At 61.5% G+C, this 17,071-nt stretch carries 9 protein-coding genes and 1 pseudogene; 3 read left to right on the top strand and 7 right to left on the bottom strand.

Features of this window, described 5'->3' with window-relative positions; all coding sequences use genetic code 11:
- Positions 1 to 111: 111 nt before the first annotated feature.
- The 4 genes from AC1RDJ_RS05685 to AC1RDJ_RS05670 form a co-directional block, all read right to left on the bottom strand.
- The gene (locus tag AC1RDJ_RS05685) at positions 112 to 1,110 is read right to left on the bottom strand and encodes a FecR family protein (RefSeq protein WP_493026850.1); all 999 of its coding nucleotides are present in this window, start codon (positions 1,108 to 1,110) and stop codon (positions 112 to 114) included.
- Positions 1,111 to 1,233: 123 nt separating this feature from the next.
- A complete protein-coding gene (locus AC1RDJ_RS05680; RefSeq protein ID WP_071323329.1) occupies positions 1,234 to 1,749 on the bottom strand; it encodes an RNA polymerase sigma factor in 516 nt (171 codons plus the stop codon).
- Between the two features lie 2 nt (positions 1,750 to 1,751).
- Positions 1,752 to 2,510, bottom strand: a complete 759-nt coding sequence (locus AC1RDJ_RS05675; RefSeq protein ID WP_156894771.1) for a hypothetical protein — start codon at positions 2,508 to 2,510, stop codon at positions 1,752 to 1,754.
- A 597-nt stretch (positions 2,511 to 3,107) separates the two neighbouring features.
- Positions 3,108 to 4,025: a LysR family transcriptional regulator gene (locus AC1RDJ_RS05670; protein ID WP_493026847.1), complete on the bottom strand. Its 918-nt coding sequence runs from the start codon at positions 4,023 to 4,025 to the stop codon at positions 3,108 to 3,110.
- A gap of 137 nt (positions 4,026 to 4,162) precedes the next feature.
- On the opposite strand from AC1RDJ_RS05670, the gene AC1RDJ_RS05665 reads away from it, so the two are divergent.
- Complete coding sequence (locus tag AC1RDJ_RS05665; RefSeq protein WP_493026845.1) at positions 4,163 to 5,386, top strand: FAD-dependent monooxygenase; 1,224 nt, start codon at positions 4,163 to 4,165, stop codon at positions 5,384 to 5,386.
- Between the two features lie 75 nt (positions 5,387 to 5,461).
- Here the strand turns inward: AC1RDJ_RS05665 and AC1RDJ_RS05660 are convergent, their stop codons facing one another.
- Positions 5,462 to 6,685, bottom strand: coding sequence for an MFS transporter (locus AC1RDJ_RS05660; RefSeq protein ID WP_493026844.1), 1,224 nt, complete (start codon positions 6,683 to 6,685; stop codon positions 5,462 to 5,464).
- A 277-nt stretch (positions 6,686 to 6,962) separates the two neighbouring features.
- Between AC1RDJ_RS05660 and AC1RDJ_RS05655 the strand changes: the two genes are divergently transcribed.
- Positions 6,963 to 7,556, top strand: coding sequence for a TetR/AcrR family transcriptional regulator (locus tag AC1RDJ_RS05655; protein ID WP_071323325.1), 594 nt, complete (start codon positions 6,963 to 6,965; stop codon positions 7,554 to 7,556).
- Between the two features lie 181 nt (positions 7,557 to 7,737).
- On the opposite strand, the pseudogene AC1RDJ_RS05650 reads toward AC1RDJ_RS05655, so the two are convergent.
- Positions 7,738 to 8,562: pseudogene (locus tag AC1RDJ_RS05650) on the bottom strand (efflux RND transporter permease subunit); the annotation flags it as partial.
- 155 nt (positions 8,563 to 8,717) lie between these two features.
- Between AC1RDJ_RS05650 and AC1RDJ_RS05645 the strand changes: the two are divergent.
- Positions 8,718 to 8,960, top strand: a complete 243-nt coding sequence (locus tag AC1RDJ_RS05645) for a hypothetical protein (RefSeq protein WP_493026842.1) — start codon at positions 8,718 to 8,720, stop codon at positions 8,958 to 8,960.
- Between the two features lie 204 nt (positions 8,961 to 9,164).
- Here AC1RDJ_RS05645 and AC1RDJ_RS05640 read toward each other — a convergent pair whose 3' ends face one another.
- Entirely contained in the window at positions 9,165 to 16,745 is a 7,581-nt protein-coding gene (locus tag AC1RDJ_RS05640; protein ID WP_493026840.1) for a glycosyl hydrolase family 18 protein, read from the bottom strand.
- Positions 16,746 to 17,071 lie beyond the last annotated feature (326 nt).

Genomic DNA, 17,071 nt, shown 5'->3' with positions numbered 1-17,071 from the left:
GAAACTTTTTTTTGTAACCTCTGCGCACAGCGCGAAATACGGCGCACAACGCAGGGTGACACGCGCGCCAATGCCCCGGGACCTGTGGTGCAACCCGATGGAGCGAGCCGTTCAGCTCAAGAGCAGCAATCCCGCCGGCAGCGACCGTGCCTGCAGCTGAAACGACTCCTGCAACTGCCACAGCGCCAGGTCCAGCGAGGCCGTGAAGAAACGCCCGCTGACGGGCTTGTTGCGCACGGCATCGTTCATCAGCACCACGCGGCCGGCGCGGTAACGATTGATTTCGTCGAGCACGTCGGCCAGGGGGGCCTGGTTAAACACCAGCATCCCCTGGCGCCAGGCCGACACCGTTTTCGGATCGATGCCGGTGATGTCGCCCAGCGAACTGGCGCCATAAACCATTTGCTGGCGCGCATGCAGCTGACGCGCGCCGGCCGGATGCTCCACGCGGACGGCGCCATCGATACAGGTGACGCAGACCTTGCCATCGAGGTGGCGCACTTCGGCCCGTCCGGATTCGAGCAGGCTGCGGCCAACGCCGGCCACGACGGCAAAGGCCGGCCCCGCCTCCCTCAGGTCGATGGACGCCTCGCCCGTGAGCAGATCCAGGCCGACCAGCCTGCCGCCATCGGTCTGGCGGCGTATGCTGGTGCGCGTATTGAGGATGACGTCGACACCCTGGGACAGCGCCAGCGTGCGCTGTTCGCCAGGGGCGGTGCGCTCGTCTGCAGCCCACTCGTCCGGCCCCGGCCACAAGCCCAGGGGCGGATGGACCACGGCCACGCCGGCGACGGCCGCCGCGCCGATGGCAGCGCCGAGAAAAGCCCGCCGTCCACCGGGCGCAAGCAGGGGACGTCGCGCACGCGCCGGCACGGCCTGCGGTCTGGCGCGCAGCAACTCGCGGGCCGGGGCCTCAAGCGCATCCCAGCGCCGCTTCACGTCGTTGTACGCGGCCTGATGCAAGGGACTGGACTTGACCCAGCGCCGGAACCGTTGCGCATCCACTTCGCGCGCGTCTCCCGAGGTGAGCAGGCGCAACCAGTTCCACGCCTGGGCGTCCAGATCGGCGGACGAAGCGGCGCGGCTGTCCTTGGGTGGCGGCGTCTTCATCGTGTCAGGTCCAGCGGCCAGGCCGGGCCGCGAGGCAGGAAACCTGCGGGCTGCTGCGTGCTGCGTGCATATGTTTTTTGCTCTCTCATACTTGATGACGAATGGCGCCCCGGAAAACCCGCATTATTCATGCTCCGCCGCCAGATAAGCGTCCAGGCGCTCATGGACGCGCTTCAATTCGTATTCGACCGTCCGCAACGACACGCCCAGCCGCTGGGCCGCCTCTTTTTGCGTCACGCCTTCCGCATGCACGAGCAGCGCGACGGCACGGCGGCGCTCGGGCATGCGGTCGAGCAGCTGGAACAGGGCATCCAGGTCCGAGCGTATCTCGGCCGTCCGCGCCGGACCGGGGGCCGGATCCACCAGCTCCTCCAGCAATGCATCGACATTATCGCCGGACAGCAGGCGGCTGTGCCGGCGCCGCACGTCCACCGCAATGTTGACCGCCATCCGGGACAGGTAGGCACCGGGATTCTGGACGGGCCCAAGGTCCTCGCCGCCCTTGAGGCGCAGCCAGGTATCGTGCAGTGCATCGCCGGCATCTTCCGCATTGCCCAGCTTGCGCGTCAGGCGTTGCTTGATGGAAGCGTAATGCTTGCCCAGGTAGTTCAGCAGAACGAGCTGCGTGCCTTCGGCCATGGCTAGCCCGCTCCCTGCCGCTCGCACTGCGGCCCGGCATCCGGGGCATTAGGTGCAACCAACATGGTCAAAGGCTGGCGCGCGATCGCCGTTGGCGGGACGCTGCCGATGTGCACACGGCGCAGTGTATGCAGCAACGCGGCATCGCGGCGGGGATCGCCACTGCTGCCGAGCAGGCGGGCGCCGCCGATGCGGCCATCCGTTTCCAGGTAAAACCGCAGCAAGGACGTGTAGTTTCCCGGCCGGGTAAGCGCATCCGAGCACAGCGCCTGCCAGATACGCATCTGAACCAGTCCGGCATAGCCATTCTCGCTGAACAGCTCGGCCATGCCATTGCGCGGCAAGGTGGATGCCGGTGCTGCGGATGCCACGGCGGCCTCTTTCAGAATGAAGGTCTGGCCCAGGCCAGAACTGCGCCTGTCAGCAACCAGTCCGGTACCTTCGAGCAGGATGCGCAATGCCGCTTCGGCCGAATGATGGCCGTATACTGCCGTGGAGGTACGGGCATGCGCGATATCACTAGAAAACAATGCAGGCTGTCCGGTGATGTCCGCATATTGGTTCAGCGCCGCATTGAGCGGCTGCGCCGGGATACTGAAAGCAAGGAGAGAAATAGCCGCATCAGAAACGGGATCGACACGTGCAGCACCGGTAGGCGGAAAATCGGGAGGAGCGCCATGGGCGTCCCCTGTTAATCCGATAAGCCCACTCAGTACCCAGAAGAGCGCCAGCCCGTTGCAGCTCAAGCCGCCGACGTACATACGCACCCCTGTCGAATCCGCCACCGTGCATTGCCGCGAGCGTCGTCAAGCCAGCAGCGGTGCTGCATGGGCCATGGCAGGATGACGGATCGAGTCGGCAAGGTAGCTGCACCATTCTGAAATGGTGCATAGTGGCATTCAAATGTGACGGTGTTGTTACATCAATACTAAATCGCCATGAGTTGCTATCAGTAGCTTAGACTCCCCTGATCCATGGTTCTTGAAAGATGAAAAATCGATGGATCGTGTTTTGCCTGGATGTCCTGGCAGGTACCAGGTGTGCGATCTCGTGGCTGCCTGATCCAACGGCCAGATCGGGTCCGGCCTGTCTATCTCCCCTGCCCTGCCGAGACTCGTGCCGCGCTGAAGCCATAGTTGATTGAGCTTCGGTGGAAGCCACCATGAACTTTCCTTGGCTAAACCTCTTGCAACGTTAATCCCGGGCTTTGCGGGGCGTGGAGCAATCCATTCCAGTTCTTTTTCGCATCATTCCCAGTCTGCAACGATGTGTCTAAGTTAAAGTGCTGCGTTGATAGATTGAATCCGCAGTTGCCGAGCAGGCATTCGGCTATTCGGGCGCGTTCCTCGATGCGCTTTTCATCTTGAGCCGCTCCCCACTCCTTCCAACCGCACCTGTATCAATTCCAGTAAAGCCCGAACCCGCGCAGTCACGGAATGCCGATGGCTGTATGCGCCAAGCAATTGCAGCGGCGCAGGGCACAGGTCCAGCGGCACTTCCTGCAATCGGCCCGCGGCAAGATCTTCCTGGCATGGATAGGCCGCCACTATCGCAAAGCCGATGCCTTGCCGCGCGCCCGCCAATGCCAGTTCTCCGCTGTTAACACGATAGCGGCTACGCACAGCTACCTTCACGATTTCGCCTGTGGCGTCGAGAAACTGCCAGGGCTGGCCCTTTAACGCGCTCAAGGTGGTAATGCAAGGCAATGACCTAAGTTCGCGTACTTGGCGCGGTATTCCAGTTTTGGCTAGCAGGGCGGGCGCCGCGACCACGATGCTGGGCAGCGTAGCGAGTTCGCGGGTGATGAAGGTACTGTCGTCCTGGCGCCCACGATGGAAGACGATGGACAGGTCCATGTCTTCCCGGAGAGCTTCCAGACCGGTCAGGCGCGTGTCGCATTCCAGTTCGACGCCGGGATGGAGGCTACAGAATTCGGCCAGGATAGGCGCTAGCAGCCTTGGCGCTTCGCCTGGCATGCACATCCTTAGGGGACCACGCAGTTCGCCCTGCACTGCGCCAAGCTCTTCCTCGGTGGAGAGTAAGGCGTCGAGCAAGGGTTTGGCGCGTTCGTAGAGTAGCCTGCCAGCTTCCGTCATGCGCAGGTGGCGGGTGCTGCGTTCCAGCAGGCGGACGCCCAGCATGCGTTCCAGCGTGGCGACGTGGCGGCTGACGTTGGAAGATGGCAGGGTCAGCAGGCGTGCCGCGCCGGCAAAGCTTTGTTCATCGACGACTGCCACGTAGACACGGACGGTATTCAGGTCGAGGGCATTGCGCATTATTATCCCGATTAAGGTATGAAAGCTATCCATTTTCACATACTAGTGTTCCACAGTGGCGGAATCTAAGATGCCGTCTCGTCCGATGGATCGCCGCCGGCGGCACGTCGGGACAGATTGAATAGGAGAGCTTCAGCATGGAAATCGGAATACTTGGCGGCGGCATTGCAGGGTTGAGCGTGGCGCTTGCCTTGAGCAAGCGGGGGTACAGTCCCCGCGTATATGAGCGCCGGGCGGGGCCAGCGACGATGGGGGCTGGCGTTACGCTCTGGCCCAACGCCGGCTTTGTGCTAGAGGAACTAGGGCTGCTGCAAGACATCGCTGCAGTGGGAGGCCGGCCAGTGGCCATGCACCGTCAGGATGCCGCAGGCAATTCTTTGGGGGGCATCGATATTGCGCTGCTAGACCAGATTATGGGACATCCGACCCATACGATTTTGCGCCGGGACTTGCAGGCGGTACTGCTGGATCATGCGGCACAGGCCGGGATCCCGGTAGAATTCGGGCATCGGGCGGTGGCGATCGACCTCGATGCTAGTGGCAAAGCCGTAGCGCGGTTCGAAAACGGGGTAAGCATTCGTCCGGATCTGCTGATCGGCGCCGATGGCCGCATGGACTCGGTGGCACGGGGGTTCGTCGCGGGGGACAACACGCCAGTTTATCAGGGCTTCGTGAACTGGGTGGGTGTGGCGCAGGCGGAGAGTGCACTGGTGGACGATATCGCGATTCAGGATTATTGGGGTGCGGGTGATCGCTTCGGTTGCGTGGCGGTCCGGCCGGATTTGGTCTACTGGGCGGCGGCGCAGGCACGGCCATTGCCGGGGGCAGCGCCCGCAGCGGATATGCGTAAGGAAATTGAGGATCTGTTCGCGGGATGGCCGGAACCTGTCACCCGCATCATCCAGGCGACACCGGTGCATGCCATCCGACTGATTGCCGTGCACGACTTGGAGCCACTGCACACGTGGAGCCGGGCCAATGTGCTGCTCGTGGGGGATGCGGCGCACGCGCCGTTGCCGACATCTGGCCAGGGCGCCTGTCAGGCGCTGGAAGACGCCTGGCATCTGGCGCGGTGTCTGGCCGGGACGGACGGCCGCCTCGATGCAGCCTTGCTGCGCTTCGCGGAGATCCGCGGGCCGAAGACCGCGAAGCTGGCCGAGCAGGGTCGCGTTTTCGCGCGTGGCCTGTTTGCCACTGATCCTGAAACCTGCCGCATTCGCAATGAGCGCGCCAAGGCGTCCGATCCCTTGCGTGACGTGCATGCCTTGGCAGCCGGATGGGCGCAGGGTTTGCCGATGGCCGGCTGCACGGACGGCACACCGGTGGACAGCGTTGGCTCCGGCAGTCTGTACCGCCTCTGAAAGACTGTGCCAATATAGATACCGCATGGCGTCTCCGACTGCGAGACGCCTCACTATTGGGCGAGACTGGCATTGTCAGTGCATTGCAGAGCCAAGCTGCCTGTCGTCAGTCTTCATTCGATGCTCAACAAAGCTGATACCAAACGACAGCAGCAAGGCAGCAGCAGAGAATCCTGCTGCGGTCCAGAGGTTGGTGGAAAGGCCTAGCCTGTCGACTGCCTGTCCACCGGCCCATGCCCCGAGCGCAATGGCAACATTAAATACACTCACGTACAGCGCGGCGCCTATCTCCACTGCCTGGGGTGCCGCCTTCATCATCAATGTCATCAGGCCGACCGATACACCGCCGTAGGCTAGTCCCCAAGCTAGCAACACCAAGCCGGCGCCGATCCTGGAGTCGCCGACTGCCAAGAATAGTAGCGGCGTGAGCAGCAAGCCACTCGCGATAGCGATGATGGTTGGCGCCGTGCGCCGCACCGCAACGACACCAGCCAGGAAGTTTCCAATGATGTCCGCGCAGCCATAGAAAAACAGCAGTGCTCCTAGCCATTGCACATCAAACCCCGACACTGACAGCAACAACGGACGCACAAAGGTGAAGACCACGAAATGGCTCGTCACCAGCAACAGGGTCAGAAGCAGCCCTGCTTGCACTTTCCGGTTGCACAACTGTTTGCCGAATTGACGCAAGGTTGCCGAACTGGCAGCAGGCAGCGCAGGAATGACGGCCAGATGGAACGCCAGTACCAGGCCGCTAAACAGCGCCATGACGCCAAAGGCCCAGCGCCATCCGGCAAAGTCACCGATTTGGGCGCCAAGCGGCACGCCCAGGACGGAAGCGATCGCTACTCCGCCGAAGATAATCGACGTTGCCAGGCCGATTGAGGGAGCAGGAACAAGACGGGAAGCGAGGCCACCGGCAATGGCCCAGATTCCGCCCATGCAAAAACCGACGAGAACACGCGCAGCCAGCATCCACGCCAGGTTTTGTGCCAATGCCGAGGCAATGTTCGCGATCACTAATAGACTGAGCAAACCACATAGAATTTTGCGCCTGTCCAGGCTTCCCGATGCGATCACCAGCAATGGAGCGAACAAGGCCGCCAGTAATGCTGGCAGCGAGATCATCAGGCCAGCGGTTCCGGTGGAGGTGTCCAGGGCGTCACCAATCGGCGTCAACAGGCCGACCGGGAGCATTTCCGTTGTCACTACCGAGAAGGTGGCCATACCTATGGCGGTGATCGCCAGCCACGGGTGACGGACAGAGGTTTCTGTTACAGCGCAGGGAGACGTACTCATGGTTCATATCCTTCGTTAGAGAATCAGATAGACGGCTTTTGCCGGTAAAGACGGTATCGGGTAGGTGTTGTTCAATTGCCATGAAATGGAAGGAAAAATCCGTGGTGCGGACACAGCAGGCATCTTCTGCCATGGCGTATCGATCTCGATCCCCTTCATGCTGCACTTGCAATGAAGACACGCTACAGTGATAATACATACATGGCGTATGAATAAATCATACATTCATACGCCTTGAATGTAAACAATCATACGTAGCGTATGTAAGGAGGAAGCAATGGTTCGCCGCACCCGTGCAGAAATGGAAGAAACCCGTGCATCGTTGCTAGCCACTGCCCGCAAAGTGTTCGGCGAGCGCGGTTATGCCGACACGTCAATGGACGACCTCACTGCGCAGGCAGGGCTAACGCGTGGTGCGCTGTATCACCACTTTGGCGACAAGAAGGGCTTGCTGCTCGCGGTGGTAGAACAGATCGACGCGGAAATGGATGACCGCCTGCAAACCATCTCCGAACGGGCCGACGATCCGTGGGAAGGTTTTCGTAGTCGCTGTCGTGCCTATCTGGAGATGGCCCTGGAGCCGGAAATTCAGCGCATCGTTTTACGCGATGCCAGGGCGGTACTGGGTGGTGCGTCACCGGACTCGCAGCGCCATTGCGTCGAGTCGATGCAAGGGATTATCCACGAACTGATTCATCAAGGCATCGTGGCCGAGGCTTGCCCACGGGCACTGGCTTCGCTGATTTACGGCAGTCTGGCAGAAGCGGCGTTCTGGATCGCAGACGGTGACGAAGGCAGGGTGCGATTGATCGAGGGAGTTGCGGCCTTGGAATTACTACTACGCGGGCTGTTGCTTAAGAGATCATCGTGAAACGTTGCAAGGTCAGGGGCGCTGCGTCGATGAGGCTGCGCACGGTGCCAGACACCGTGCGGCCGCGCCTGGCGAAATGTTCCGCACCGGCACGCCGATTCCAGACGACACCCCGGTGACAACGACGACAGCAGACTGCGACATCGCACATCCTTCCAATACAATGGTGCAAAACGACAGATCAGTTCGATTCAACATTGCTTGTCGGCGTAATCTTGAACCAAATGGCATACATGGCTGGCAGGAATACCAGTGTGAGTACCGTGCCCGCAAATGTGCCGCCGATGAGCGTGTAAGCGAGCGTCCCCCAGAAAACGGAATGGGTTAGCGGAATAAAGGCCAGGATGGCTGCCAGCGCAGTCAGGATCACGGGACGGGAACGCTGCACGGTTGCCTCGACCACCGCACGGAAGGGATCCAAGCCAGCCTGCTTGTTATGCTGGATCTGGCCGATCAGGATCAGCGTGTTGCGCATCAGGATGCCTGATAGGGCAATGAGTCCGACCAGTGCATTGATACCGAATGGCTGCTGGAACACGATGAGTGTCGGTACCACTCCGATCAGCCCCAGCGGGCTGGTCAGAAATACCATGACCATCGCCGAAATCGAGCGCACCTGAAAAATGATGATCAGCAGCGTGACCGCCAGCATGATAGGGAACAACGGCAGCATGGCGGTCGTTGCCTTGCCCGATTCCTCGATGGAGCCGGCCTGCTCGATCCTGTAGCCAGCCGGCAGCTTGTCGATGATAGGCTGAAGCTGCTTTGTAATAGCACTGGACACGTCCGGGGGCTGCAAGCCATCGGCGATGTCGCCGCGCACGGTGATGGTCGGCGTCCGGTCGCGACGCCGGATGATCGCTTCTTCAGCGCGCACGTCGACCTTGCCTACCTGCGACAGCGGGATGCGTTGGCCGCTTGCCCCTGTCAACGTAAAGTCCATGAGTTTGGCTGGATCAAAACGGTTGTCTCCGGCAGAACGGGCCACCACTTGCACCGTGCGGATACCGCGCGCTAGCAAAAACTGCTTGGCCTTCAGTGAATTTCTCCATGCACGCTTCCGTGGCTAAGCCTCTTGCAACGTAAATCCCGGGTTTCGCGGGGCGCGGAGCAATCGATTCGAGTTCTCTTTCGCATCATTTCTTTTCTGTAACGATGCATTTGATTGAGTCCGCAGTTGGTAGCGGATGCGTAATCGGCGAAAGCGATGCAGCTTTCCGTCCTGCTTTTGATGCCGACGATACCTATCGCGACGATAAACAGTCTGAAGGAATGGAAAACCAGGATGTGCGCATTCCTGGCGAGATAGGGCATTGCTTGCTCCACGACTTTCAAGGCATTGGCAAATTTGGCAAAATTCAGGAATTATCAAGTCCCAGAAATGCCCCCGACGCTACATTTTAGAAAATGACCGGAGGGTCATCGTTCAGGATGAGTATTCTTAATTTTCCATTCGGCAAGTATCGAAGGCATGGCGTACAGGGAGCGCTGCGCCGTCAGCGCCTCGCTCCCCATCCGTTCCCACCCGTTGCCGCCATTCCGGAAAAAGTCCGGAATAAGAAAAATACCGAAGGTCCTATAAAACCAGGCTGTCCGCAAGCCCTCCCCTCATGCGGCCGTCCTTTCAGCGGCGTCGAGCCTCACAATCTCGACCGGCGCAAGCGTGTCGAACGACGGCAGGAGCGGCACGAAAGCGTCGTTCAACCTGTCCTTGTACGCATTTGCCCGCGTGAGGAAATCTTCCGTTTCCTCGATCAGGTGAGCGGGCAGAGGATCGCGACGGGCATCGTCTGCCGGCCAGGACGGCAGCGCTGCCAACGCCTCGCGCAGCACGGTTTCTGAGCGGGCTGAAGTCGTGCGCCCGCTGCGCAGGACGACAGCAACCGGCGGACTGATTGCCGCCGCTCCGCCGTCAGGCGCTGCGATCTGCTCCGACAAGTAGGAGTCGATTCGTCCGGAACTCCACAGCATGCTCAACGCCTCGGCCATTCCGGCTTCCGACAGGCCGGCCAGCGTCATGAACTGGATCAACCGCGCCACGCTGTCGTCCAGCGCCGCCAGTTCCCCTTTCGCCTCGGCACGGATGCGTGCGTTGTACGCGGTTACGGCCCGCTGCTGCTCCGGACGGCAGGCCCGGGCGATGCGTATCGCGAGGCTATTGCCCGTCATCGTGAAGCGGCTGTCCACGATCTGGTCCGCCACCAGCGACAGTTGCGCCACCGGCTGGCGCACGCCCCGGAAGCCGACCCACAGCGTGATCGTTTCCTTGTCGTCGGTGATTTCCAGATCGGCCACCTTGAAGACATGGGCTAGTGCCAGCACCCGCAGCACCCGCCGCGCGCGCCACCCCAGGGCGGGGCCATTCAGGAACAGGTCGAACGAAGACAGGTACCGGTCGCGCCTGAGCGGCGTCGTCGCCGATACGGTTTCCGCCGCCAGATCGGCCAGCGACAGCAGCGGCAGGCGGTCGAACATCAGCCCTTGCAGGAAGGCGTGATCGCCCAGGCGTTGCGCCGGCAGACGCCAGTTTTGCACCAGGTCGCCCGGCAGGATGTCGGCGCAACGGCCGGCAACGTCATCGAGCGTATCGCGGTAGTCGTCGAACAGCGCGCCGAAGAAAGCATTGTCCGTCTTCAGCCCGGTCAGGAAAGCCTTCGTGCGTTCCGCCGGCTCAATGATCAGTTCGTCGAGGTCTTCGATCATCGACCCCACGTTACCGGAGAAGCGCAAAATCTTTTGCAACACCCAAAGCAGCCGGTCCGCCAGCTTGTGTCCATAGACGGAAGAAAAGTAGATGCGGCCGCGAGAGGCGTCCGCGCCAGTGCCGCGCCGGACATAGAAGTCGTAGCAGTCGCCGATACGGTTGATCGCGACGGCGCCGGCCCAGGCCGAGGCCGTCCCCACCTCCAGCGGCCAGTCCTGCAGCCAGCGGGAATCCAGCACATTTTCCAGTTGCTGCGGGGCCAGCCCAAGCAGCTTGTTGCGCACGCCGCTGACCAGGGCATTGCGATAATCGACCAGGCGCTTCGGATCATCGGCCAGAACAGCGACCGGCTCCGGAGCCCAGACCTGGTCGCGTTCCGACTTGTCGATGGCGATATCGATTTCCTCGTACTCGTTCATGAGGCTGACCGTCATCACTTCTTCCAGGTGGCGGATGTCGTTTTCCAGACGGTCTTCGAGCATGTCGAAGCGGCGGTTCATCGTATCGAAGCCGCGTTGCATGGCCAGCAGCACCTGCGCGGTCGATTGCCGAATTTCCGCGCGGTCGAGGGCGAAGTTTTCGTCCATCAGCTTCGACATGTCGGCAACCTGCTGTCCCAGTTCGCGCGCCAGCCCGTCGATCTTTTCTTCCAGGCCGTCGATGCGCTTGTTGATGCCCGCACCCATGCTGTCCATCTGCTCGGACATGGCTTCCAGGCTCTTCAGGATGGTGTTCGCCATCTCTTCGATCTGCTTGGAAAGTGCCTTGTAGACTTCTTCCAGCGGATCGGGGTCCGCCCCGAAAATGGCGGTCTTGATCAGGGAAAAAGCGGTGAAGCCGATGGACAGCATCATCATCGCGCCGCCACCCTTGCCTATCGAGCCGATGGCCTGCATGGCGCGCATCTGCTGGAAGGCATAGCCAACAGTGGCCAGCGCCGTGCCGATCTGCACGGCCATGTTGGCGTAATGGAGTACATTGCGCAGCAGCGACGCGACGGCCTTGTTGAGTCCCTTGTCCTCCAGGAAGTTGATGGCCTGGGTGCCGTACACCAGGATCTGCTCGGACACCATCGCATAGTCCTGCATCTTGGTCATCATGCGCTGGGCCGACTTCATCTGGGCCTTTTGCGCACGCGCTTCGACCAGCGACTTCTGGCGCAGGGGATCGCTGGCCTGCTTGCGGTAGAGGGAGCGCAATTGCTTCGCGGAGTCCGCCCGCTGGGTTGCCGTGTCATCTTCCTGCTTGAGCAGCCGCTTGTTCTCTCTATCGATCACGTCCTTGAATGTACCCGCCGGCAACACATCCGTTTCGCCGAAACCTTCCGGCGGCTTCAATCCGAAGAAGCCCAGCTTTTTCAGGTCGTTGATCGACATGTTGTCCTGAGGTTTCTGGCCCAGATCGTCCAGGATGCTGCGCAGCGAACGCGACCGGTTGAGGACCATATCCTTCATGGCGATGTCCTCGGCCAGATTGTCCATCCTCTGCACAAAAGGACTGTCTTTCCGGCGCTGGATTTCCCTATCCTCGACCGTACTGTCGAAGCGGATGCCGTTCTGCCACGCCTGGAACTTCAGCTTCATCTGGGTCGCACGCAGCAGCGCCATGCTTTGGCGGTTGCGGCTGTCGTCGAGATCGGGCGCATCAGGCGGGCCGTCGAAGCTCCGGCCCGACTTCGCCTGCGCGATACCACGCTCGGGGGGCAGGACGCCGTTGCCGGTCTGTTCCGGCAAGCCCCTGGGGTCGAGCGGCAGCCAGAGCGAGTCTGCCGACCATGCAGTCCAGGCCTGGCTGAAGGCGTTGCAGCTGCCCTGGGGAATCCAGGGATCGGCCGCATGCCGGGCGAGGAAGGCCACAGCCGCTTTTGCCGACAGCCGTCCGCCGCGCGGCGACACCGTGCCCTCGATGATCAATTCCTGCATCGCCGTTCCAGCCAGCGCGGAGCCGCCGTCGAAGTCGGCCAGGGCCGCATAGGGGTCCTGAACGGCGGCGACATCGGCAACGGCGAGACGCCCTTCCCTTCGCTCGTTCCCGACATAGGCATGCACCAGCGCACCGAGGCCGGATACCAGGCTATTGGCGACAGCAGCGAGCGAGTCGGCCATAAAGGGGGCCATTTGCAGCAGGCTGGCCGCGGTCGGCGGCATCGTGAAGGTCTCCTTGTCGGCGCGCAGGAGCGGAGCGTCATAGCCATCCGGCGTCAGCGCGCTGCGCCCCGCTTCCATCACGATGCGGTAATGCGCCGGCGCGTGCGCCATCAGGGAAACCGGCTTGCCATCCTGCTGGATCGGCCATCCGGCCTCCACCAGTTTGGCGAAATGCGCCAGGGCCTGTTCGTTCAGGGCGATATCGCCATCGATCTTGTAACGGTCCGGACGCTTGGGACGCGCGGCGGCATTGATGACCTGATCGCACTCGGACACCCGCCACGGCCGGGTCTTGTCGGCGGCGCTCCAGTTGTCGTCGATGGCTTTGCGCAACGCGTCGCCGTCCTCGAAACGCTTGCCTTTGAGTGTGTCCAGCACGCGGCGTAAATCCTCGCCGACGCCCTCGGCTTCCTGCGCTTCGGTGGATTTCTTCGACTCGTCCACAATCAGATGCATCAATTGGTCGGAGCCGCCGCCCGCCGCTGTCTTGAGCAGTTCGTCATCGACGGCGAAGTCCTGGATCACACGCTGGACCGCCTTCGCCATCGCCGGCAGGATAGGCACGAGCGTGCTGACGATGGTAGCGGCCAGCCGTGGATTATCGGAAAGAAAGCCGGCTGTCTCGGCCGGAATGACTGCCGGCGTTTCCGGCGGCAGTTCGGGCACGAAATGCGGATAGGCCGCGAGCAGCGAGGCCGGCAGCAAGCCGGCCAGGGTTTCATCATTGAAGAAGTTGCCGTCGGCGATGTCCGGCACGGACCAGAGCGGCGCGCCGGCCGCCAGCAGCGGCGGCAGGCTCTTCAACTGGTCTTTCTCCAGCGCCGTGCGGATCAGGCTGATCGCCTGAGCGCCGGTATCGTCAGCCAGTTCCGGCGGCGCGCCCGCCGCCAGGGCCTGTGCCAGCGCGCCGGCGTTGCCGTTGGCGGCGAGATGGTGGAGCCACGAATAGCCGCTTTCCTGCTCGCGCCAGTCCCAGCTTGAACGCAGCAGGGCTTCCGGACGCGGCCAGCCGCGCGCCTCGATATGCAGGAAGCTCTCCGCGTCGCGCGCGATGATCACCGTACCGTCGTCCAGCACGGCCACGCCCTGGAATACGCCCTCGGCAGGCAAGCGCTGGGCCAGCATATAGCCGCCGCTCGGCAGGCTGTTCCACAACATGTAGACGCCGTCGGTGATGCTGAGGAAGCCGCCTTGCGGCAGCGCCGTCAGCGCACGCCCGGCCAGCGGATCTGGCGCGAAGACGCTCCACTGGGCCGGTTGCAGATGGCCGGGCGTAAAGGCCGACGGTCCATAGACCTGATAATTGCCATTGGCTGTAAGGGCGGCGACGGAGCCGTCCGACAGATTGGCCAGAAAAACGATGTCGCCCCAATCCTCGTTCTGGCTGCGCGGCGGCGAGCCCTTGAAGACCGGCGTGCCCGTCTCGATTGCCCAGACGCCGACGGTCGGAATACCATCGGTCCGCGCGCCGCCCGTGAGGATCATTCCGCCCGGCAGCGCAAGCGCGCACGCTATATTTGCCCGCGCGCCATCCGGTCCGGTCAATCCGTAACCGCCCACGCGATCCTGCGCATTGTCGTCTGCGCCCATGTTGACGACCAGCAGAGAATTGTTCTGCACCAGGAAGGCCTGTTCACCCTTGGCCGGGATCAGCCGGGCGTCCTGCGCCTCGGGAAGTTTCTTGACCAGATGCTCGCGCGGCTGCCCATCCACATCGGCGCTCAGGCAGAGCAGCGTACCGTCCGCAAGCAGAGCGAGAATGCGTCCCGACGGCAGGTCGAGCAGGGAAATCGCCCTGTTCGCATGTTTCCAGGCCGCCGTCACTTGCCACTGCCACGGCGTCTGGCTGTAATCGGGCGTCAGCAACTGCATCACGCCACTGGCGCGGCCCACGACCATGCGTCCGCCTGGCAAGGCGGCGACGGCGCACAGCCGGTCGCCCTGCGGCATTTCGCGCAATACGGAAGTGCCCGCATAGTCGCGCGCGACACCCCACAGCCGCTGGTTCGGCAAGGAACCGCCGTCGCGCGCTGTCGCAGCCATCAGGGTTGCTTCCTTCTGCTTCCGCACCTCGGCGCGCGAGGCCGGGCGCTCCTGCCGCATTTCATCGCCGATGGCGCGCAGGATCGATTGCGGATCGTCTGGCGGCAGATCGCCCGACAGGTCCCAGGCCATGACGCCGCCCAGGCATTCCTGCTTGGCGTAGCGGATTTTTTCGCGGACGGAATTGGGGTTGTCGTAGGTGATCAGGGTATCTTGACGTCCGCCTTCGCCCTTCACGAACAGGTAAGGCGCGCGCGCCACCGGGTGCAGGTAAGACGAGGCGACCAGGCCGGGGAGCTTGTCGGAGGCGCTGCCCTTGCGGACTTCGGTCGCGATGTAATTGTAAAGATAGGTGCCGGTGCCGTCGTTGAACTGCCCGTCCGCAGCCTTCCGGACCGGCCGGTTGATGCCGCTGTTCCAGTCGGCCTCGGAAACCGTCGCCGGGCGCGTGACACCGTCGACTTCCAGCCCCCGGCCATAGATGGCGAGCCCCAGCGACAACTGCCGCCGCGTGAAGCAGAGCTTGTCCGCGTACCCCAGCATTGCCGTCATCGTCTCTCGCACGCCGCTCGGCGCTTCATACCCGCTTGCCGGCGTTGCCGTGGAAACCGGACGCATGGGCGCGTTGAAATCTGAATTCTGGAGCCACGTACCGCCATAGTCGTAGGTCATGACATTGATGGTATCGACCAGGCTGCCGATCTTGAGCCAATACTTGTCCAGCCTCTTGATCTTTTTCGGGTCGGCCGGGGCCGCAATGGAGAGCAGGAGTTTTTTGTCGTCCGGAACCTCGATCCACGCATCACGCAGAAACTGTTTCTGGCTCGGGTCTTGCAGGTCCTTTTCCGCCTGACGCAATGCCTCCAGGATGGCGACAAAGCCGGGACCATCCGCTTCGGACGGGTATTCCCAGTCCAGCTCGATGCCGTCGAAGCCGAGCACCATGACGGCGCGCACCAGGGAACGGGCAAAATTCTGCACCGCCTTCGGGGTCTTGCCGATGTAGGAAAACAGATCGGCCGCAGGCAGGATCTTGATATTGAACTGCGTGGACAACCAGTCCTGTATGAACAACTGCCTGTGCTGATCCATGTCCTTGTACCAGCCCGGCAGCAGTTGCTGATAAAGTTCCGGGTAGACACCTGCGGGATGGCCTTGCGGCTCGCTATCCGGCGGCATGATGCCGCCATTTCCATCGGGCGCGTCAACCCAGCGCCGCACATAAAATTCATTCTGAGCCAGCGCGCCAGTAGGGGCGGCGGGAGGCAGATAGATCGTGAATTGCGCCGCCGGATTGTGCCGTCCGATACGCTTCGCCTCTTCCCTGTCGTTCACAGTGAGGACTTCGAACGGCAATTCCTTCGGCCACCCGCCGACGATCAGATGGACTTTCAGCTCGGGATTCAACTGCTTCATGAATTGCAGGGAACTGAGCTGCCAGTCGTCGCCCCAGGGATCGGAACTGACGGGGTTCCCGTTCAGGTCCATGCTGAACATGCCGTAGGAAATTTCGTTGATATGCTCGAACGGCAGATCGCGGATGAAAACATCGCGGCCGTAGCCGAAGTAATTTGCGTAATACCCCAGAGCCCGCCGCGAAAAAGCCGCGGACTTGATGATGTTCCGGCTGGAGCTGTCTATCGTGCGACGCCGCTTGCCGCTCATCTGAAGGTCGATCAGGTCCAGGGGAACTTGCACAGGATCACTCTGATCTGGGAAGCGGACCCAGACCTTGGGTAGCGTGCTCAGGTTCTTGATGTAGGAACCATATTCCAGGCACGCGAAACTGCTGACATACGAGAGCGACTTCTGCAGATTGGCGGCAATCGATCTTGGTTTCTTGTACTCAAACTGGTAAAGGTAGACCGGGCTTGCGGAGAAGGAGGTTCGGCTGAACACCCCATCGTCCTGGCTCGTCACACACAGCGTCCCCCAGGGATTCAGATACACATCGGCGACTGTCCAAAAGGCCATGCCAGCGTCCATTTTTTTCTTGTAGGTAAGGTCCCACATCCTTTCCCGGAAAAGATGGACCTTCATGTCGCTGAGGCGCTTTTCCTCTATCGGCTTGTCCCTGTCTTCCTGGCGCGTTTGCCCTTTCCTGACTTCGGCAGTCGCGTCGTCCGTCAGATTGCGCTGCTGGCCGAGCCCGACGCCGATGGAAATATTCGCCTCGAACCAGAGCGCCGAGATGGCCACGTCTTGCGGTGAGTCATTGACGAGAACGATGGTATCGATACCGTTCGTTTTCTGGAATTGCCATTTGAGGCCGCGTGTATCGAGTATCTTCGCCATTTTTACTCCTTATCGAATTGGGCGATTTTTTACAGGGAAGCGCATCAACGTATCGTCCTCGACTGCCAGCGAAACGAACAGCAAGGAAAAGAGCAATTGCCATTGTCCGGAGCTGCGCTCTGCGGGTGAAAACTTCTGACCCGATGGGGAAAGGGAATACTTCTCACCCAGCGATATCGCTGCACACTCAAGGGTAGCGGCAAGTGCATCCGCTGAAACTGGGGGAATAAGTGACTCATGTCCATGAGCGTCGCAAACTCGTGGAGCTTCGGCCCCGCCTTGCCGATGTGTCGTTGGAAGTCGTCGTAGTTCATAGCGGCCAATTA

The sequence above is a fragment of the Janthinobacterium sp. GW822-FHT07H10 genome (assembly GCF_058798675.1).
The sequence above is the reverse complement of the archived record's forward strand: the minus strand, read 5'-3'. Positions and strand labels throughout refer to the sequence as shown.

What these genes read in the sequence shown, in the direction of transcription:
- AC1RDJ_RS05660 (WP_493026844.1), bottom strand. Translation starts at nt 6,685, where the DNA reads ATGAGTACGTCTCCCTGCGCTGTAACAGAAACCTCTGTCCGTCACCCG.
- AC1RDJ_RS05665 (WP_493026845.1), top strand. Translation starts at nt 4,163, where the DNA reads ATGGAAATCGGAATACTTGGCGGCGGCATTGCAGGGTTGAGCGTGGCG.
- AC1RDJ_RS05685 (WP_493026850.1), bottom strand. Translation starts at nt 1,110, where the DNA reads ATGAAGACGCCGCCACCCAAGGACAGCCGCGCCGCTTCGTCCGCCGAT.
- AC1RDJ_RS05670 (WP_493026847.1), bottom strand. Translation starts at nt 4,025, where the DNA reads ATGCGCAATGCCCTCGACCTGAATACCGTCCGTGTCTACGTGGCAGTC.
- AC1RDJ_RS05680 (WP_071323329.1), bottom strand. Translation starts at nt 1,749, where the DNA reads ATGGCCGAAGGCACGCAGCTCGTTCTGCTGAACTACCTGGGCAAGCAT.
- AC1RDJ_RS05675 (WP_156894771.1), bottom strand. Translation starts at nt 2,510, where the DNA reads ATGTACGTCGGCGGCTTGAGCTGCAACGGGCTGGCGCTCTTCTGGGTA.
- AC1RDJ_RS05655 (WP_071323325.1), top strand. Translation starts at nt 6,963, where the DNA reads ATGGTTCGCCGCACCCGTGCAGAAATGGAAGAAACCCGTGCATCGTTG.
- AC1RDJ_RS05640 (WP_493026840.1), bottom strand. Translation starts at nt 16,745, where the DNA reads ATGGCGAAGATACTCGATACACGCGGCCTCAAATGGCAATTCCAGAAA.